The organism is Pandoraea communis (assembly GCF_902459745.1).
GTDB lineage: Bacteria > Pseudomonadota > Gammaproteobacteria > Burkholderiales > Burkholderiaceae > Pandoraea > Pandoraea communis.
In genome coordinates this window covers 559,962-576,386 of record NZ_CABPSJ010000003.1, presented here as the reverse complement: position 1 = coordinate 576,386, position 16,425 = coordinate 559,962, and the positions used below count along the sequence as shown (strand labels likewise).

The window sequence follows — 16,425 nt, the reverse complement described above, 5'->3', positions numbered from 1 at the left end:
CGCTAGCGGGCGTTGTCCTTTTTGCCTTAGCGCGCCACATCAATATGAAGAACATTCTCAGCATCCAGTCTCATGTCGTGTTCGGCCACGCCGGTAACAGCGCCGCCGAGTTCCCGATGCGGCGTCTTGGTGTCAATGTCTGGCCGATCAACACGGTGCAGTTCTCGAATCACACCCAATACGGCAAATGGACCGGGCAAGCGTTGCCCAGCGAAGAAATCCTGCGGCTCGTCGATGGCATCGACGACATCGGTGAGCTGGGACATTGCGATGCCGTACTTTCCGGCTATCTCGGTGCGCCGGAGCAGGCGGGCTTCGTGCTCGCGGCGGTGCAGCGCGTTAAACAGGCCAATCCCGCAGCGATCTACCTGTGCGACCCGGTGATGGGGCATCCCGAGAAAGGGTGCCAGGTCAAGCCGGGCATCGAGCAGTATCTCGTCGAACACATGCCTGCGGCGGCCGACATCATGGCCCCCAATCATCTCGAGCTGGAAAAACTCTCGCAGCATCCGATCGACACGCTTGAGGATGCCGTCGCGGCATGCCGCGCCCTGCTCTCACGCGGGCCGAAGATGGTGCTCGTCAAGCATCTGGAATACGCCGGCAAGCCTGCCGACCGGTTCGACATGCTGGTGGTGACGAACGACGAGGCCTGGCATGGCTACCGTCCGCTGTATCCGTTCTCGCGTCAGCCTGTGGGCGTGGGCGACCTGACCTCGGGTGTCTTCCTCGCGCGCTTGCTCAAGGGCGATACGGCTCGTGCGGCGTTCGAGCACACGCTTGCCGCAGTCGACGCCGTGCTGCGCGCCACGCATCTCGCTGGCCGTTATGAGTTGGAAATCGTTCGGGCGCAAGACGAGATCGTCACGCCGCCGCGCCGTTACGAGGCGCGGGCGGTCTGACTGCGCAGGCAGTACGGCGCCGGGCGGATCAATACGTGCGCAGTTGCTCGGCGTGATGTGACAGATGATCCGCCATGAAGGTCTGGATGAAGTAGTAGCCGTGATCGTAGCCGTTGTGACGTCGCAGCGTCAGCGGCTGGCCGGCGTCGCGGCATGCCTGCTCGAAGATGTCCGGGTGCAGTTGCGCTTCGAGGAACTGGTCGTTCAGGCCCTGATCGATCAGAATACCGCCCGGGAACACCATCTGACCGGCCTTCGCGATCAGTTCGCTGGCGTCGTACTCTCGCCACGCTTCTCGATCCGTCCCCAGATACCCGGTGAACGCCTTCTCGCCCCACGGGCAACGCATCGGCGCCGCAATCGGCGCAAACGCCGACACCGAGCGGAATTTGTCAGGGTTGCGCAGCGCTAGCGTCAACGCACCATGCCCCCCCATCGAGTGACCGAAGATGCCGATGTGCTCCGCGTCGATGGGCAGCGATTGCGTCACCAATGCGTAGAGTTCGTCGACAAGATAGCTGTACATGCGATAGTTCTTGGACCATGGCGCCTGCGTCGCGTCGAGATAGAAGCCTGCGCCGACGCCGAAATCCCACGCATCGGCCTCGCCCGGCACGTCCGCACCGCGCGGGCTGGTGTCGGGGGTAATCAGCGCCACGCCATGCTCTGCGGCCAGCCACTGTGCGCCGCCCTTGATCATGAACGTCTCTTCCGTGCAGGTCAGCCCCGCAAGATAAAACAGCGCGGGCACCGCACGGCCGTCGCGCACTTGCGGCGGCAGGAACACCGAAAAGCGCATCGGCAGACCGATGGTGGTCGAGGCGTGACGATAGAAGCGCTGCGCGCCGCCGAAACAACGGTGTTCTGAAATGAGTTCGAGCATGACGAAATCCGGGAAAGTTCGGGAAGCCGGTAATGGCATCGCTACCAGCCATCTGGCCACCATTGCGATACGGCAGCTATCTTACCTCGCGCGACGGCGCGTGACATCGCCAAGGCGCCCAGGGCGTACAACGCATGTCGGTGTGCGCCGGATGACTGCCAACTACGCGGCACTCGTCGGCGATCTGAAGAAAGCACTCGTTGCGGCAGGGCGCAAGGACGTCGAGATCCCGATCGCCACTTCGGCCAACGTCGCCGACATGGTCTTGCCTGAGCGCGGTGCCCGCCGGGCCGGTCAGGCCGGCGGTCCGCGCGACGACATCGCATCAGCCGTAAGCGCGCCGCAGGCGAGGCACGGACCGAAACGCGGTGGCATCGCGCTTTGGGTCCGTGTCGAAAAAAAAGTGTCAGGATTTCTAAACTTTTCGCCGCAGCCGTCGCTATACGTTAAAGGACGTGAGGTGACGCGTTACACAGCCGGTGAGAATTCGATCTCCGCAGCGCGTTGTCATAATCGCTGGCTATGATGCGTCGCGCAATATGAGACGTGGCCTCAGCCAGCGTCAGACGCACCGAAGCCCCCCCTCCCGTCAGGCAGTTGCGGCAACGTAGTCCGTCAGCAGTGCATCACAGAAGCATCGCGCCACCCTCGCCGGCACGGTCCCCTTTGGCGGACCGGTCAGGACGAAGACGACGATGCATAACACCGACCAGATTCACCAGAGATTCACCCTCGGGGGTCATATGAAGCTGATCTTGCTGGCGCTTGCCGCCTCGCTGCTTACGCTCGTCATGATGGTGCAGGCGCGCAGCGAAGCCAACGACGTTGCCGCCTCTACCCCGGGCGCCCGGCCCGCAGACATCAACGTCAGCGACCGCGTACGCACTCGCAAAGACATGGCGATGTGGAACGCACGCCGCAAGATGCACGCCGTGCGTCAAGAAGACTGATACCGCCAAAGCATCATTCTCCGCGCAGCAACATGCTGCGTCGCACCAAATTTGGGCATCCTCCGCCGCCGTCCTATAGTGGAAACGCGACTCAGGTGAGGAGACAAGAAAGATGCCCATATTCCACTTCAACCTTTACGACTTGACGTTGTTCCTGCCGATGGCGGTGGCCGGCGCGCTGCTCGTTGGCGGTATCCCCGTCGCGACCCGCAGCACGCGCTACGGCCTGCGCGCGGCCGGTGCGGTGGCCGGAGCGCTCGTTGCACTCCTTGTCATGGAGGCGTTGCCCGTGCTCGTATAGCCGGCCTACGCGTTCGAGCGCATCGAACAACGGAAGGTCTCTGGCGCGCGGCGCGCGCGGTGAGCGCTTTTCCCGAAAATTTTTCCGAATTTCGCGGCGCGATCCGGCAGTCGATCACCGCAAGCGTTGAGCCCATCGTCAAATACGACGGTCACGACGCTGTCATCGCCGCCACCTATGCTGGTCTTCGGCAACTTCGGTTGCGCTGTCACCCTCTCTGTTGCGCCGCCGACCCGCTCGGCGGCTTTTTTTTGCTGCCGCCGGCACGCGCCGCCGGTCATGCGCACGCGCATCGCTTTTGTCCCGACACGCGCCTCGCCATCGCCTACAATCACCGGAAGTGCAACGCCGAGTGCGTAGTTCCAATGATCAAGATCGGAGACTTCGCGCGACGCCGACAGAGGAGGTTCCCGCATGTCCGACGCGTTCTCCCGCGCCTTTGCCGTAGTCATCAATCAATACCGTTCGCCGCGCCAATACACTGTGTCGGTGGAGCGGGCGAGCGAGATGATCGCGAAGAATATCGGCTTGTTTTCCGACGGCTTTGCCGCGGAACCGCACCTGATCGTCGGTTTGTTCGAACACGAGGCCGACGCATGGGCGCTCGCCCGCCGCCTCCAGCGCACCCGCACGACCGTTCAGGCCCTGCTTCAGACACCCGCGCGCGCTGCATTCGTCGCCCCTCCCGAACTGGATCCGAGCGACTGACGTAAGCCCCGCCCGCCTCGCCCTCCTTCACGACTGCCATGGGTCAAAAAAAGCACGCCAGCGTCTGTTCGCAAGTGTAGAATTCGGAATTCCAGATATCACGAAGACCGGCGAGCACCGGAATTCCATGTCGAACCCCGCTGCATCCCCCGACTCGACAGCAACCGACCGGCCCCTCGCGCCGCTTGAACCCCTGACGAGCACGCCCGTACTGATCGATCAGGTCTATTCGCGTCTGCGCGACGCCATTGCGGATCTCACGCTGCCCCCGGGCGAGCGCATCCGGCAGGCCGAACTGGCCGATTCGCTAGGCGTGTCGCGTCAGCCCGTCAGCCATGCCTTGCAGTTGCTCAAACGCGACGGTCTGGTTTGCGACAGCGGGCGTCAGGGTCTGGAGGTCGCCCCCATCGACGCCGATCACCTGCGCCAGCTCTACCAGGTGCGCACGGCCCTTGACGGTCTCGCCGCACGGCTCGCGGCCACACGTATGGCACAAGGCACGTTGCGCGAACCGGAACTGCGACGTCTGCAGGAGGCGGTTGCGACTGGCATGGCGATGACGCGAGGCACACCGGTGGCGCGTCAGGTCCGCATTGAGGTGGCTTTCCACACGGCGTTGCACGACGCGTCGGGCAACCCGCTGATCGCGCAGACGGTCGCGCCGCAATGGCCGCACATCATGCGGGCGATGGCCGCGACGCTTGGGGCCATGCCGATGCAGGAAGTTGTCTGGCTCGAACACGGGGAAATCGTCGCGCGCATCGCGGCTGGGGATGCCGATGGCGCCGAGGCCGCCGCCCGCGAACACACCGAAGCGGATGGCGGCAATGCGCGCCGCGAGTGGCTCGCGCGGCTGGCCGCGTCGCACTGATCATGCAAGCCGTCATCTCCGCCGCCCTCCCCGTCTTCGGGCTGATTTTCGTCGGCTATCTGTGCGCCCGTCGTGCCTGGCTCGGCGAGACCGCGCTCGACGCGCTCAACCGCTTTGTCGTCTATCTCGCGCTGCCTGCCGTCCTGTTCCAGTCGATGGCGCAGATCACGTGGGCGGAATTGGTCAACCCTGGGTTTCTGGGCGCATTCGGCGGCGGCATGGCCGCAACGTTCGCGCTGTCTTTCATGCTCGATCGCGCAGTGCGCGGACGTCTGACCGACGCCAGCATCGAAGGCATGGGCGCGGCCTATCCGAACGCCGGGTTCATGGGATTGCCGCTGTGTCTCGTGGCCTTCGGTCCGGCCAGCGTACCGGCGGTGGTCGTCGCGATGCTGCTCACAGCAACCGTGCTCTTCGCCATCTCCATCGCGATCATCGAGACGGATCTGCAAGCCACGCCGAACTGGCGTCGCACGGCGGGCTTCGTCGCCCGGGCGCTGGTGCGCAATCCGCTCGTCGTTTCGCCGTTCGCCGGCATGGCGTTTGCGGCCGCAGGTGTTGCACTGCCTGCGCCCGTGTTGCATTTCACCACGTTGCTCGGCGGGGCGGCCAGTCCGTGCGCACTGGTGGCGATCGGCATGTTTCTCGCGCAAAGCTCCGGGGCGGCCAAGGAGCCCCGGATTGCACGCGCGGTGGGACGTCTCGTCGGACTCAAGCTCATCTTTCAACCGGCGGTCACGGCATTTCTGGCGTTCCGTGTCTTCGATCTTCCGACGATCTGGGCGCACAGCGCACTGCTGCTCTCGGCCCTGCCCATTGGCACGGGGCCGTTCATGCTGGCGCAACTGTACGGACGCGAAGCCGCTGTCGCCTCGCGCGCGATTCTGATTTCGACGGTGCTTTCGGTGGTGACGGTGTCGCTGCTGATCGGCTGGTTCAGCGGACGATAAGACAAGGGCAAGCAGGCCCCGGCGTCATTTCGGGCTTGTCGCTGCCCGCCGGTGATACGCTCAACGCAGCGTCGCCGCAGAGGCCGCGACGACGCGGTCGCGACCGGAACGCTTTGCTGTGTACAGCGCCGCGTCGGCAGCGCCAAGCAAACGCATCGGAAGTGTCTCTGGGTCGTGACTATCACGCGGGTCCACACTCGCCAGGCCAATGGAAATCGTGAGCGGCACGAGCGCACCGTCGTCGTCCGGAACTTCCAACCGCGCCACAGCGCGACGGACTCGCTCGGCAACCGTCCCCGCCCAGTTCTGTTCCGTCTGCACGAGCAGTGCGGCGAACTCTTCCCCCCCGTAACGGGCGAGGGTATCCGTCACTCGCAATTGCGCACGCATACACACGCTGGCGGCACGCAACGCACGGTCGCCGGTGGCGTGACCATGGCTATCGTTGACGCGCTTGAAATGGTCGATATCGATCAGCAGACACGCGAGCGGCGCACCATAACGTGCGCCGCGCACCACTTCTTCACGCAAACGCTGATCGAAATAGCGGCGATTCGACAGCCCGGTGAGCGGATCGGTCAGGCCGATACGCTTGAGGCGTTCGCGATTCCACATGTTCTCGAGACACACGGCAACAACCGCGCCGAAGCGCTCGAGAAAATCGGTCGCCATTTCCGGCGAGAAGCGGCGCACGTCGCGGCTGCCCAGTGCGATGACGCCCAGATAGCGGCCGTTGCGGGCAAGCGGCATAACGACGGCACTTGCTGGCGCGCGCGGCCCGAAGAGCGACGCGTGGCGCTCACGCGGCGAGCCGATCCAGAGTTGGCCATCGCCACACACGGCAGAGAACGTTCCGGCGTCCTGCGCGATGCAAAGACCCGCGTCGAGCGCACGAATACCTTCGGCCGTGTCGATAAGATCGCGCAACGTGTCGTCGACCTCGGCGAGCATCAGACGCACCCCCGACAGATCGAAATCGTGGCGCAAGCGGTTAAGCATCACTTCCAGAAACTGACTGAAGTCGGGCGCACCCATCAGCGCCAACTCGATGTCCTGAAAACGTTTGAGCGAGCGCTCATTGCGCTGGACGGTCGCCAGCAGCGATTGCAAGGAGTCGAGCGTCGGTGCCTGGTTGGTTGCCACGTAAGGTCTCGAGAGACACGCGGCACTTCGCGGCCGCCTAGCGTGTTTGCCTTGCATCGTGCCTTGGCGCTTCGACATCACGCCCATCATGGGCGCCGAAGGACAAGTAACAGGCCGGAACGAATGTATCGAACGCGTTCGCCGAGCCCGTGGTGAGGCCGTCATGATAACGTCTGCAAGGGAGACGATCATGAGGCCGTTAACGGCACCCGCCCGTCAAATTGTAGGGTGGTGCCAGTGAATTTTGCCGCCATGAAATCGAGCCGTGGCGGGGTTTTTTGTGATGCTAGGGAAAATACCTAGTTCATTAGCAGACCATGTGGCGGCGCACCAAATTCGTTGGCTGCACCCCAGCGCATCATTCGGACGGTCGGCCGACCATCTCGACAAGTCATTTTTGCAGCCCTACAATCGCGGCCGCTCGAACGCACTGCCAGTGACAAAGCTGACGGTGCGATCCGGCCCGATCGGGCGGCAGCGCGGCACACCCGCCGACGGCGCCGGCACTCAAACCTACGGAGACCTTGTTGTCCATGCTCTACCCGCGCACCCTGCGCAACGTCGGCGTCGCTCTTGCGCTGGCAACGTTTGCGATGTTCTCGGCCTCGGCATTCGCCGCTTCCGCCTCCCACACCCAGTCCCGTCATCACGCCAAAACGCAGCATGCCTCGTCATCGAAGCATCGCCGTCACGGCGCAGCGACGAAAGCGTCGGCGAAGACGTCTGCGCTTAAGAAATATCACGCACACAAGACAGCACACGGCAAGAAGAAAACCATGAAGGCGCATCACACGTTGCCGCCCAAAACGACGCACCGGACACACCCGACAGTGGCCAGCCATCGGCATCCGCATTCGCGTGCCTGAAGTCGTGCACCGCGTTATAGTGAACGTTAAGTGAGCGCGCATAGCAAGGCGACGCTCTCTACCGGTCTCTTTCACTCAAACCGCATAGCGCGGTGACACGTCCATGACACCCCGGCAAGCCAGCGCTCGCGTTGCGTCCACGCCACAAGACACACCTTCCATCACTTCGCTCGATGATATTTTTGCGCTCGCCGTTTTCGGTGACGGCGGTTCTCATTTTGCCGGGCATGCTTCCCGTTCGATGGGAGCGCCAGCATGACGTCGCCCCACATCCTGCCGGCGACGATGGAGGACGTTGCACCTATCGCAGAGTTGCATGCGCGGAGTTGGCAAGCGACATATGCGCATATGCTGCCGACGGAACATGTGCGCGATCATCTCATGCAGGAACACGCTGCGTTGTGGCGCGACCGTTTGATGCGCGCCGACGACCCCGCAATGCGTATATGGAAAGCGTGTCCCGACATGGCGAATGGACCGCTCGCCGGATTCGTGTGCGCGTTATCCGGCGGTGACGGCATTTTGCTCGATAACCTCCATGTGGCCGCCACGTGGCAAGGCCGGGGCGTTGGCCGGGCCTTGTTTCATCAGGTAAGGAACTGGGCGAGTGCCCTCGATCCCGACGCTGCACTTTATCTCTGGGTACTCGCGCGTAATACGCGCGCCCGGCAGTTCTACGACCGGCTGGGCGGCCGCGCGGGTAGGGTTCATCCGATTGCGGTGTCACCCGGCATTGAAGTGCCGGCATTGCGTTACGTCTGGCAGACCGAAAAGACATGACCTCGGACGTGCCGCCACAAGGGTAGTCAGACCGGTCGTCCGGCAGTACCGAATGCATGCCGCAACGCAGCGAAAAATGGCTTGAAACTGGCGTGGATCAACAATCTAAAGTTTCCCTGCTTGACACCTTCCCACCTTTCCCGTAAAAAAACGGGTGCATGAACGTTGTATGGCGAGTCTTGTGTCATCTAATGTCGCCCTCTGCGTCAACTCGGTTGTACCTGATCAGCTTTAATGTCATGCGCTCGCTGAGCTTCTCGCTCGCTCATTTGAAAACTTTAAGGATTTAAGAAATGGCAACTGGTACCGTCAAGTGGTTTAACGACGCCAAGGGTTTTGGATTCATTACGCCGGACGAAGGTGGTGAAGATCTCTTCGCTCACTTCTCGGAAATCCAATCGAAGGGTTTCAAGTCCCTGCAAGAGAACCAAAAGGTCAGCTTCGAAGTGAAGATGGGACCGAAGGGCCGTCAGGCCAGCAACATCCAGCCGCTGTAAGCGACGGATGTTTCGCTGCTGATCGCTAACGCGATCGACGCGCCTCGGGTAGTGCCGCAAGGCCTGCCCGAACTGAAAACCCCGCTCACGCGGGGTTTTTTCATTTTTGCAGGTATGCTGAACTTTTCGATCCGGAGGTGGCGATGGGCTTACCGGTAGACGGCGAATGGCACACCGAAAGGCCCGTTGCAGGATTTCGATGCACCGCATGACCGCGCGCAGAGGGTGACCTTGCCGAATCCCTGAGTCAGCGCCAGTTCAGCCCGCAAGAAAGCCGCCATCGGCTGCCAGAACGTGTCCGACGACATAGCTGGACTCACTGGAACTCAGCCAGACGACGGCGGCGGCCACCTCCTCGGGATGCCCCATTCGCTTGAGCGGAAGACCCGCCGCAACGCTGCGCATATCGGCAATGCCCGAGGCGAGCATCATGGCGGTCACCACACGCCCGGGTGCGACCGCATTGATGCGAATACCCGAAGGGGCATATTCCATCGCGGCTGCGCGAGTGAGCGAATTGAGCGCCGCCTTGGAGGCACCATAGAGCGCGAGCCCGGCATTGGGATTGCGTACACCGCTCACACTCGTGTTATTGACGATAGTGCCGCCACCGGAGGCGAGAAGCGCGGAAATCTCGTGACGCATCGCGTGAAAGACAGCGCGAACATTAGTGTCGAACACCTGCGAATAGACGGCGTCGGTCTGGTCAGCCAATCGCGCGCGCGGCTCCTGGAAACCGGCGTTGTTGAACACTGTGTCGAGCCGGCCGAATTGCGTCATCGTTTGCGTTATTGCGCTGACGATATCCGCTTCGCACGTCAAATCCGCGCTGACGAACATGCCCTCTGCCCCGAGCCGCCGGATATCCTCCGCCAGCGCGTCTCCGAGTGCCTTGCGCCGTCCAGTGGCGATCACGGCACGCGCCCCCTCCTGAGCCATGCGTAAGGCCGTGGCGCGGCCGATACCGCTGGTGCCGCCCATGACGAGGCATACGCGGCCGTCGAGTCTTCCTGCCGGCACACTGACGGGTATCGGCCCGGCAAGTTCGGTCAGCGAGGGGAAATCGTTCATGGTAGCGACCTCTCAAGATGTTGTTTCAGGACGACTTCGTCCGGGTAACGTTTCCGGGCCTGCGCCACACGCCCAGGCACGCGCTCGTCACCGCTGCTTCAACGCGGCGGTGTAAAGCCGCATTCCGTCCAGTACGATGCGATCCTGCCCGCGCGCCAGACGACCTAGCGCCTCCATCACCTGCGCGCGAGCAAACGCGTGAATTCCTGCCACGCGCTTCTTGCCGGCCGGCGTCAGGAACAACCGCTTCACACGGGCATCGTGCTCCGAGACCGCTTCGCCGACATCGCCGGACTGCACCAGCTTGCGCAGCATCCGGCTGACGCTCGACTTCTCGAGATGAAGCCGGGCGCCGAGGTCGCGCGCCGTAATACCCCCGCGCTCGATCTCGATCAACGCGTGGACAGCGGACGGCGAAAGATCGGTGCCGGCAAAATTGCCGCCCATGAAACCCAGCTCCCGGACCATCTCGCGCGATACGGTGCGAATGGCTTCGACCAACGACGGATCGGGACTCACTGTGCAAACGCTCCCATTGGCATTTCGCTGAAATCTACCTCAACATAGTTGCACAATACAACTTAATAGTTGCGTTTCGCAACCGCAAAAATAAAAAAAGCATCGTGAGCCGCTGCCCACGATGCCCATCTACCGCTTCAATGCGCAGTACTGCGCGATGCTGGCGTAGTGATCCGCCTCGGTTCAGACCGCTCGCGGCTTCACACGACTGGCGGCTTCGAGCGCGTTGCTGCGAGCGACATCCAGATCGTTGTCATACGCCAGTGCAACCCCCATACGGCGCTTCACGAAGCTCTCCGGCTTGCCGAACAGACGAATGTCGGTTTGCGGCACTTGCAGGGCGCGATCCACGTCGTCGAACACGATGCCTGTCGCGTCCACGCCGCCGTAAATGACGGCACTCGCGCCGGGCGTCTTCAACGTGGTGTTGACCGGCAGACCGAGAATGGCGCGCGCATGCAGCTCGAACTCGTTTTGCCATTGGGTAATCATCGTGACCATGCCCGTGTCGTGCGGACGCGGACTGACTTCGCTGAACCACACGTCTTCCCCCCTCACGAACAGCTCGACACCAAAGATGCCCTGTCCGCCGAGGTTGTTCGTGACGTCGCGCGCGATCAGACGGGCGCGTTCGAGCGCCACCGACGACATCGGATGCGGCTGCCAGCTCTCGACATAATCGCCGCTCACCTGCTTGTGACCGATCGGGGCACAGAAGTGCGTCTCGATCTGCGCGTCGGCACCACGCGCACGCACGGTTAGCAGCGTGATTTCGTAGTCGAAGTCGATGAAGCCCTCGACGATGATGCGACCGTGGCTCACTCGGCCACCGGCCATCGCGTAATCCCATGCCGCCTTCACGTCGGCGGGGCCGTCGATCTTGCTCTGCCCCTTGCCCGAACTGCTCATCACCGGCTTGACGATGCACGGATAGCCGATGCCGCCATCGATCGCGGCCTGCAATTGCTCTAGCGAATCGCAGAACCGATACGGGCTCGTCGGCAACCCCAGCGTCTCGGCGGCCAGACGGCGAATGCCTTCGCGATCCATCGTCAGACGCGCGGCGCGAGCCGTCGGGATCACGCGCACCACACCGTCTGCTTCGAGCGCTTCGAGCATCGGTGTGGCAATGGCTTCGATCTCGGGCACGACGAGATCCGGCTTTTCGGCTTCGATCAACGCTTTGAGTTGCTCGGGATCGGTCATCGCGATGGTGCGGGCGTGGTGGGCAACCTGCTGCCCCGGCGCGTTGTCATAGCGATCCACGGCAATCGTCTCAACCCCCAGACGCTGCAATGCGATCAGCACTTCACGGCCGAGTTCGCCCGCGCCCAACAGCATGACCTTCGTCGCGTTCGGCGACAGCGGTGTTCCGATAGTGGTCATTTTCGACCTTTGGAGAGTAAGAAATCAGAAGCGTCGACGCGACTTGGCGTCGTACGCGAAAGCCGTATTGTAGCGAGCATGACCGCCGCTGCGCCGCCGGCAACGTCAAACAAGCGCACCTCGCAGCACACGGCGGCAACTCGCCACCATGCATGCCTCGCTCTCCTGATAGCCCGTGAGCACCCAGGCGGTGCCGGCGTTGGTCATCGCGCCCACCAGCGCCACGCCGACAATTCTCGCCTGCGCTTGCGCGTCCTCACTGGCCGGCGGCGGCACGTTGGCCATGCTCAGGATCAGCTTTGCGAATTCCGAGATATAGCGGTGATAGGTCTGGTCCATCTCGGAACTCACGCCCATCACCTCGAGCAGCAAGACACGCGCCGCATGCGGGTTGCGCAGAAACGCGAAAAAACTGTGCAGACTGGCGTCGAGCCGCGCGTCGAGCGTTGGTGCGCTCTCGGTAATGGCAGCTTGCAATTGCCCGAGCAAGGTTTGCGCATGATGCGCGTACGTCGCTCGCAACAAATGCTCCAGGTTCTCGAACGCCGCATAGAAATACCGGTCGTTGAGCTTGGCCAGACGGCACACCGAACGCACCGTCGCGCGACGAAATCCGACCGTGCCGAAAACTTCCGTGGCGGCATCGATCAGTGCAGTAAGGCGTGCCTGCTCCCGCTGGGCCTGCCCCACCCCGCCATAGCGCCGCCCGCCGGTCGCCGTTGGCGGCACACCCGGCCCCGCAGGTGGCGATGCCGTCGATGCGGCATCTCTCGATTCGAGCCCTTGTTCCATTTCGCTATTTGACATCACCTGAGTGTAAAACTAAAGTGGTGACGATCAACACCAAATTAAAGATTACAGATCATGCGACGTCCGTCACCCGACGGTGGGTAGACGCGTCACAAATCGGAGACAAACACGGTGAAGACGTTGACGGACAAAGTGGCAGCCATTACCGGTGCCGGGTCGGGCATGGGCCGTTCGCTGGCACTCGAACTGGCGCGCCGCGGGACGCATCTCGCGTTATCGGATATCGACGAAAGCAGCGTGACGAACACGGCCACCGCCTGCCGCGCGTTGGGCGTTCGCGTCACGACGCAGCGGCTCGACGTCGCCGATCGCGACGCCGTTTTCGCCTGGGCTCACGAGACGGCTGCAGCCCACGGCAAGGTCAACCTCGTCTTCAACAATGCCGGCGTTTCGTTGTCGGTGCCGGTGGCGACCATGCGCCAGGAAGATTTCAAATGGCTGATGGACATCAACTTCTGGGGCGTCGTGCATGGCACGCAGGCGTTCCTCCCCCACCTGATGGCGTCCGGCGAAGGGCATATCGTCAATACGTCGAGCCTGTTCGGCATCATCGCCATGCCGACCCAATCGGCCTATAACGCCAGCAAGTTCGCCGTGCGCGGCTTCACAGAAGCGTTGCGAATGGAGCTGGAACTGGCGCACGCGCCCGTCTCATGTACGTGTGTGCATCCGGGCGGCGTCGCGACCAACATTGTGCTGACCTCGCGTATCGACGACAGCATCACCCTGCTCACCGGTGTGGACGCCCACACGCACCGCCGGCGTGCCAACAAGCTCATCGACGCGACGAGTGCGGACGCCGCTGCACGGCAGATCCTCGCGGGCGTCGAGCGTAATGCACGACGCGTGCTCGTCGGCGACGACGCGCACCGCATCGATAAACTGGCCCGTCTGCTCGGCGCGCGCTATCAGACCGTGGTGGCCTGGCTCTACCGGCGCTCTGCCATGGCTCGCAAGCCTTCGTCGAAAGCGCACGACGCAGCGGCTCGCTCCACGGCAACCAAATAGACAACGCCCGGAGACCATCGCCATGACGGCAAACACGACAGCCACCGACGTCGACCGTGTCGGCACAGACCTCGACGTCATCATCGTCGGCGCAGGACTCTCCGGCATCGCTGCCGCGCATTTCTTGCGCGAGCGCTGTCCGGGCACGCGATTCGCCATGCTCGAAGCGCGCCAGTCGCTCGGCGGCACATGGGATCTCTTCCGCTATCCCGGCGTGCGCTCCGACTCCGACATGTTCACGCTCGGCTTCAGCTTCCGTCCCTGGGCCAGCCCCCGGGCCATTGCCGATGGCGGCGAGATTCTCGAGTATCTCAAGGACACCGCTCGCGCAGAGGGGCTCGACAGCCTGATCCGTTACGGCCACAAGGTTCGTGAGGCCCGCTGGGATTCGACTATCGCGCGCTGGACGGTGGACATCGAACGCACACACGCCGACGGCCGTCAGGACACGCAGGCGCTCACCTGCCGCTTCCTCTTCATGTGCAGCGGGTATTACGCTTACGATGCCGGACACGCACCGACGTGGCCGGACATGGACGCCTTCACCGGCACCATCGTGCATCCGCAGCACTGGCCTCAGGATCTCGACTATCGCGATAAGCGCGTCGTCATCGTCGGCAGCGGCGCCACGGCGGTAACGCTGCTGCCGAGCATGGCGGCGACGGCGGCGCACGTCACCATGCTGCAACGCTCGCCGAGCTACATCCTGTCGATGCCGAGTCGCGACGGCGTCGCCGAACGTTTGCGCACGTGGCTGCCGGCGGGCATGGCGCACCGCATCGTGCGCGCGAAGAACGTGCTCATCGCCCTCGGCTTCTACAATGCGGCGCGACGCTGGCCGCACGCCATCCGTCGCTTACTGATTCGCCGCGCAGCGCGGCAGGCACAAGGCCATGTCGACGTCGAACGCGACCTCACGCCCCGCTATCAACCGTGGGATCAACGGCTTTGCCTCGCACCGGGCGGCGACATCTTCAAGGCGTTGCGCGACGGACGAGCCACCATCGTGACGGACGAGATCGCGTCCTTCACTGCGAACGGACTCGCGCTCAAAAGCGGCAAGACGCTCGACGCCGACATCGTCGTGACGGCGACCGGCTTGCGCGTGCAGTTGATGGGCGGCGCCCGTCTGCTGGTCGACGGCAAACCCGTGGCACTCTCCGACTCGGTCGCCTACAAGGGCATGATGTACAGCGACGTGCCCAACCTTGCATCGGTCTTCGGTTACACCAATGCGTCGTGGACACTCAAAGCCGAGTTGATCGCGCAATACGTCTGCCGTCTCATCAATCATATGAATGCGCAGGGGGCGGACACCTGCGTACCGCAGTTGCGCGACGGCGAGCATGGCGAGATGCCGGCCATCGGCCTGACGTCGGGCTACATTCAGCGCGCCGCCGGAGCGCTGCCAAAACAGGGTGGCCGCAAGCCGTGGGTGTTCTATCAGAATTACCTGCGCGACCTGCGATTGATGCGCTGGGGCAGCGTCGACGATGGCGCCATGCGTTTCGAGCGTCGCGCGACGCGACCGGTCGGGCCGGACGCGACCACGGCCACGCATGCATCGAATACGACGGGCGTCGCGGCATCGGCGACACGTTATTAGCCCGCACGCGCCGCGATGGGTGACGCGCCACGTTGTAACCCGCTTGCGCCCCGCGTTGTTACGATGCACCCTGACTCCCGTTGCCTGCTGCTCGATACGCCATCATGCTCATTGCTTATTTGTTCGGTTGCCTCGTCATTGCGTTTGCCGCAGTTGCGGTCGTGTTGATGCGTTTCACGCATCGCGTTGCACGCCGCGCCGAAGCGGCCGTGCCGCCAGACGGCCAATATCTCGATATCGATGGCGAGCGTCTGCATTACGTCGATTTCGGCCAGGGTCCGGCCGTCGTGTTCATTCACGGCCTTTGCGGTCAGTTGCGCAACTTCGCCTATTTGCCGCTGGCAGCGCTCGCGCGCACGCATCGCATCGTGCTCGTCGACCGGCCAGGGTCCGGCTACTCGACGCGTGCCGCACAACACGATGGCGCGATTGCCTCGCAGGCGAACGTCGTCGCCCGATTGATCGACACCCTCGCACTTGAACGTCCGCTTGTCGTAGGGCACTCGCTGGGCGGGGCGGTATCGCTGGCGCTGGCGCTCGACCATCCGCAACGCGTCGGGGCACTCGCCTTGATCGCACCGCTGACGCAGCCGGTGTCCGAGGTGCCTGCGGCCTTTCGCGCCCTGGCCATTCGCAGCGCCCGCTGGCGCCGCTGGGTCGGACGCACCCTCGCCGTGCCTATCGGCATGATGACGGGCCGCACGACACTCACCCATGTCTTCGGCCCGGAAGACGCCCCGAAGGACTTCCTCGTTCGCGGCGGCGGCGTGCTCGGCTTCCGGCCGGGCAACTTCGAGGCGGGCAGCGTCGACATCCTCGCCGCCGAACGCGACATGCCCAGCCTTGCAGCACGTTACCCAGCCTTGTCGGTCCCCGTCGACATCCTCTATGGACGTGGCGACCGCATCCTCGATTACCGCCTGCAAGGCGAGACCATGCCGCTCGCCAGCGAACGCGTGCAGTTGACGCTCGTGGACGGCGGCCACATGCTGCCCGTTACGCAGCCCGAGGCGACGATGCAATGGCTGAAGGACGTTGCGGCACGCATGCCCGCGCCACAGTACGGTGCCCCCCAGCCCGCCATGACGGTGTCGGTGCACGCGGCGAATGGCACTGCGTCATGACGCCGCCCCGACACACGCGGCTCACCCTGCTCGCCCCGAACACCGCACAC

General features: G+C 63.4%; 20 protein-coding genes. 13 read left to right on the top strand and 7 right to left on the bottom strand.

The annotated features are described in order from the left end of the window. Window positions 1-44 precede the first annotated feature (44 nt). Window positions 45-902 (top strand): pyridoxal kinase PdxY, encoded by an 858-nt coding sequence (pdxY, locus tag PCO31110_RS13445; RefSeq protein ID WP_010807199.1) that lies wholly within the window; start codon window positions 45-47, stop codon window positions 900-902. Between the two features lie 28 nt (window positions 903-930). Here pdxY and fghA read toward each other — a convergent pair whose 3' ends face one another. Further along, window positions 931-1,785 carry an S-formylglutathione hydrolase gene (gene fghA, locus PCO31110_RS13440; RefSeq protein WP_010807200.1) on the bottom strand — a complete coding sequence of 285 codons (855 nt, stop codon included), beginning with the start codon at window positions 1,783-1,785 and terminating at the stop codon, window positions 931-933. A gap of 151 nt (window positions 1,786-1,936) precedes the next feature. On the opposite strand from fghA, the gene PCO31110_RS13435 reads away from it, so the two are divergent. From PCO31110_RS13435 to PCO31110_RS13425, 3 genes are all read left to right on the top strand, one after another. Continuing rightward, window positions 1,937-2,311 (top strand): hypothetical protein, encoded by a 375-nt coding sequence (locus tag PCO31110_RS13435; protein WP_150690626.1) that lies wholly within the window; start codon window positions 1,937-1,939, stop codon window positions 2,309-2,311. 169 nt (window positions 2,312-2,480) lie between these two features. Continuing rightward, window positions 2,481-2,735, top strand: a complete 255-nt coding sequence (locus PCO31110_RS13430) for a hypothetical protein (RefSeq protein ID WP_010807202.1) — start codon at window positions 2,481-2,483, stop codon at window positions 2,733-2,735. A 112-nt stretch (window positions 2,736-2,847) separates the two neighbouring features. Next, window positions 2,848-3,036 carry a hypothetical protein gene (locus tag PCO31110_RS13425; protein WP_010807203.1) on the top strand — a complete coding sequence of 63 codons (189 nt, stop codon included), beginning with the start codon at window positions 2,848-2,850 and terminating at the stop codon, window positions 3,034-3,036. Window positions 3,037-3,041: 5 nt separating this feature from the next. Here PCO31110_RS13425 and PCO31110_RS13420 read toward each other — a convergent pair whose 3' ends face one another. Then, window positions 3,042-3,452, bottom strand: coding sequence for a hypothetical protein (locus PCO31110_RS13420; RefSeq protein ID WP_150690625.1), 411 nt, complete (start codon window positions 3,450-3,452; stop codon window positions 3,042-3,044). Between PCO31110_RS13420 and PCO31110_RS13415 the strand changes: the two genes are divergently transcribed. The 3 genes from PCO31110_RS13415 to PCO31110_RS13405 all read left to right on the top strand — a co-directional run bounded on the left by PCO31110_RS13415 (window position 3,451) and on the right by PCO31110_RS13405 (window position 5,565). Continuing rightward, window positions 3,451-3,744, top strand: a complete 294-nt coding sequence (locus tag PCO31110_RS13415) for a hypothetical protein (protein ID WP_010807204.1) — start codon at window positions 3,451-3,453, stop codon at window positions 3,742-3,744. The genes PCO31110_RS13420 and PCO31110_RS13415 overlap by 2 nt on opposite strands. 127 nt (window positions 3,745-3,871) lie before the next feature. Then, on the top strand, window positions 3,872-4,615 hold the full coding sequence (locus PCO31110_RS13410) for a GntR family transcriptional regulator (RefSeq protein ID WP_150690624.1): 744 nt from the start codon (window positions 3,872-3,874) through the stop codon (window positions 4,613-4,615). A 2-nt stretch (window positions 4,616-4,617) separates the two neighbouring features. Continuing rightward, window positions 4,618-5,565, top strand: a complete 948-nt coding sequence (locus PCO31110_RS13405) for an AEC family transporter (RefSeq protein ID WP_036661071.1) — start codon at window positions 4,618-4,620, stop codon at window positions 5,563-5,565. Window positions 5,566-5,625: 60 nt separating this feature from the next. Here the strand turns inward: PCO31110_RS13405 and PCO31110_RS13400 are convergent, their stop codons facing one another. Next, entirely contained in the window at window positions 5,626-6,708 is a 1,083-nt protein-coding gene (locus tag PCO31110_RS13400) for a GGDEF domain-containing protein (RefSeq protein ID WP_246189828.1), read from the bottom strand. A gap of 527 nt (window positions 6,709-7,235) precedes the next feature. On the opposite strand from PCO31110_RS13400, the gene PCO31110_RS13395 reads away from it, so the two are divergent. From PCO31110_RS13395 to PCO31110_RS13385, 3 genes are all read left to right on the top strand, one after another. After that, the gene (locus PCO31110_RS13395; RefSeq protein ID WP_150690623.1) at window positions 7,236-7,574 is read left to right on the top strand and encodes a hypothetical protein; all 339 of its coding nucleotides are present in this window, start codon (window positions 7,236-7,238) and stop codon (window positions 7,572-7,574) included. Window positions 7,575-7,829: 255 nt separating this feature from the next. Next, window positions 7,830-8,354, top strand: coding sequence for a GNAT family N-acetyltransferase (locus tag PCO31110_RS13390; RefSeq protein ID WP_010807209.1), 525 nt, complete (start codon window positions 7,830-7,832; stop codon window positions 8,352-8,354). 293 nt (window positions 8,355-8,647) lie between these two features. After that, window positions 8,648-8,851, top strand: a complete 204-nt coding sequence (locus PCO31110_RS13385) for a cold-shock protein (protein WP_010807210.1) — start codon at window positions 8,648-8,650, stop codon at window positions 8,849-8,851. A 258-nt stretch (window positions 8,852-9,109) separates the two neighbouring features. On the opposite strand, the gene PCO31110_RS13380 is transcribed toward PCO31110_RS13385, so the two are convergent. From PCO31110_RS13380 to PCO31110_RS13365, 4 genes are all read right to left on the bottom strand, one after another. Next, window positions 9,110-9,922: an SDR family NAD(P)-dependent oxidoreductase gene (locus tag PCO31110_RS13380; protein ID WP_150690622.1), complete on the bottom strand. Its 813-nt coding sequence runs from the start codon at window positions 9,920-9,922 to the stop codon at window positions 9,110-9,112. An 87-nt stretch (window positions 9,923-10,009) separates the two neighbouring features. Then, window positions 10,010-10,441, bottom strand: coding sequence for a MarR family winged helix-turn-helix transcriptional regulator (locus PCO31110_RS13375; protein ID WP_010807212.1), 432 nt, complete (start codon window positions 10,439-10,441; stop codon window positions 10,010-10,012). A 183-nt stretch (window positions 10,442-10,624) separates the two neighbouring features. After that, window positions 10,625-11,827, bottom strand: a complete 1,203-nt coding sequence (gene purT / locus PCO31110_RS13370) for a formate-dependent phosphoribosylglycinamide formyltransferase (RefSeq protein ID WP_010807213.1) — start codon at window positions 11,825-11,827, stop codon at window positions 10,625-10,627. A gap of 105 nt (window positions 11,828-11,932) precedes the next feature. Further along, window positions 11,933-12,619, bottom strand: coding sequence for a TetR/AcrR family transcriptional regulator (locus PCO31110_RS13365; protein ID WP_246189827.1), 687 nt, complete (start codon window positions 12,617-12,619; stop codon window positions 11,933-11,935). 129 nt (window positions 12,620-12,748) lie between these two features. Between PCO31110_RS13365 and PCO31110_RS13360 the strand changes: the two genes are divergently transcribed. The 3 genes from PCO31110_RS13360 (at window position 12,749) to PCO31110_RS13350 (ending at window position 16,375) form a co-directional block, all read left to right on the top strand. Continuing rightward, window positions 12,749-13,645, top strand: coding sequence for an SDR family NAD(P)-dependent oxidoreductase (locus PCO31110_RS13360; protein ID WP_010807215.1), 897 nt, complete (start codon window positions 12,749-12,751; stop codon window positions 13,643-13,645). Window positions 13,646-13,667: 22 nt separating this feature from the next. Beyond that, window positions 13,668-15,251, top strand: coding sequence for a flavin-containing monooxygenase (locus PCO31110_RS13355; protein WP_150690620.1), 1,584 nt, complete (start codon window positions 13,668-13,670; stop codon window positions 15,249-15,251). A 104-nt stretch (window positions 15,252-15,355) separates the two neighbouring features. Beyond that, a complete protein-coding gene (locus tag PCO31110_RS13350; RefSeq protein ID WP_150690619.1) occupies window positions 15,356-16,375 on the top strand; it encodes an alpha/beta fold hydrolase in 1,020 nt (339 codons plus the stop codon). Window positions 16,376-16,425 lie beyond the last annotated feature (50 nt).

Coding starts and splice junctions, on each gene's coding strand:
- pdxY (WP_010807199.1), top strand. CDS start 45: ATGAAGAACATTCTCAGCATCCAGTCTCATGTCGTGTTCGGCCACGCC.
- fghA (WP_010807200.1), bottom strand. CDS start 1,785: ATGCTCGAACTCATTTCAGAACACCGTTGTTTCGGCGGCGCGCAGCGC.
- PCO31110_RS13435 (WP_150690626.1), top strand. CDS start 1,937: ATGACTGCCAACTACGCGGCACTCGTCGGCGATCTGAAGAAAGCACTC.
- PCO31110_RS13430 (WP_010807202.1), top strand. CDS start 2,481: ATGCATAACACCGACCAGATTCACCAGAGATTCACCCTCGGGGGTCAT.
- PCO31110_RS13425 (WP_010807203.1), top strand. CDS start 2,848: ATGCCCATATTCCACTTCAACCTTTACGACTTGACGTTGTTCCTGCCG.
- PCO31110_RS13415 (WP_010807204.1), top strand. CDS start 3,451: ATGTCCGACGCGTTCTCCCGCGCCTTTGCCGTAGTCATCAATCAATAC.
- PCO31110_RS13420 (WP_150690625.1), bottom strand. CDS start 3,452: ATGCGGGAACCTCCTCTGTCGGCGTCGCGCGAAGTCTCCGATCTTGAT.
- PCO31110_RS13410 (WP_150690624.1), top strand. CDS start 3,872: ATGTCGAACCCCGCTGCATCCCCCGACTCGACAGCAACCGACCGGCCC.
- PCO31110_RS13405 (WP_036661071.1), top strand. CDS start 4,618: ATGCAAGCCGTCATCTCCGCCGCCCTCCCCGTCTTCGGGCTGATTTTC.
- PCO31110_RS13390 (WP_010807209.1), top strand. CDS start 7,830: ATGACGTCGCCCCACATCCTGCCGGCGACGATGGAGGACGTTGCACCT.
- PCO31110_RS13385 (WP_010807210.1), top strand. CDS start 8,648: ATGGCAACTGGTACCGTCAAGTGGTTTAACGACGCCAAGGGTTTTGGA.
- PCO31110_RS13380 (WP_150690622.1), bottom strand. CDS start 9,922: ATGAACGATTTCCCCTCGCTGACCGAACTTGCCGGGCCGATACCCGTC.
- purT (WP_010807213.1), bottom strand. CDS start 11,827: ATGACCACTATCGGAACACCGCTGTCGCCGAACGCGACGAAGGTCATG.
- PCO31110_RS13365 (WP_246189827.1), bottom strand. CDS start 12,619: ATGGAACAAGGGCTCGAATCGAGAGATGCCGCATCGACGGCATCGCCA.
- PCO31110_RS13355 (WP_150690620.1), top strand. CDS start 13,668: ATGACGGCAAACACGACAGCCACCGACGTCGACCGTGTCGGCACAGAC.
- PCO31110_RS13350 (WP_150690619.1), top strand. CDS start 15,356: ATGCTCATTGCTTATTTGTTCGGTTGCCTCGTCATTGCGTTTGCCGCA.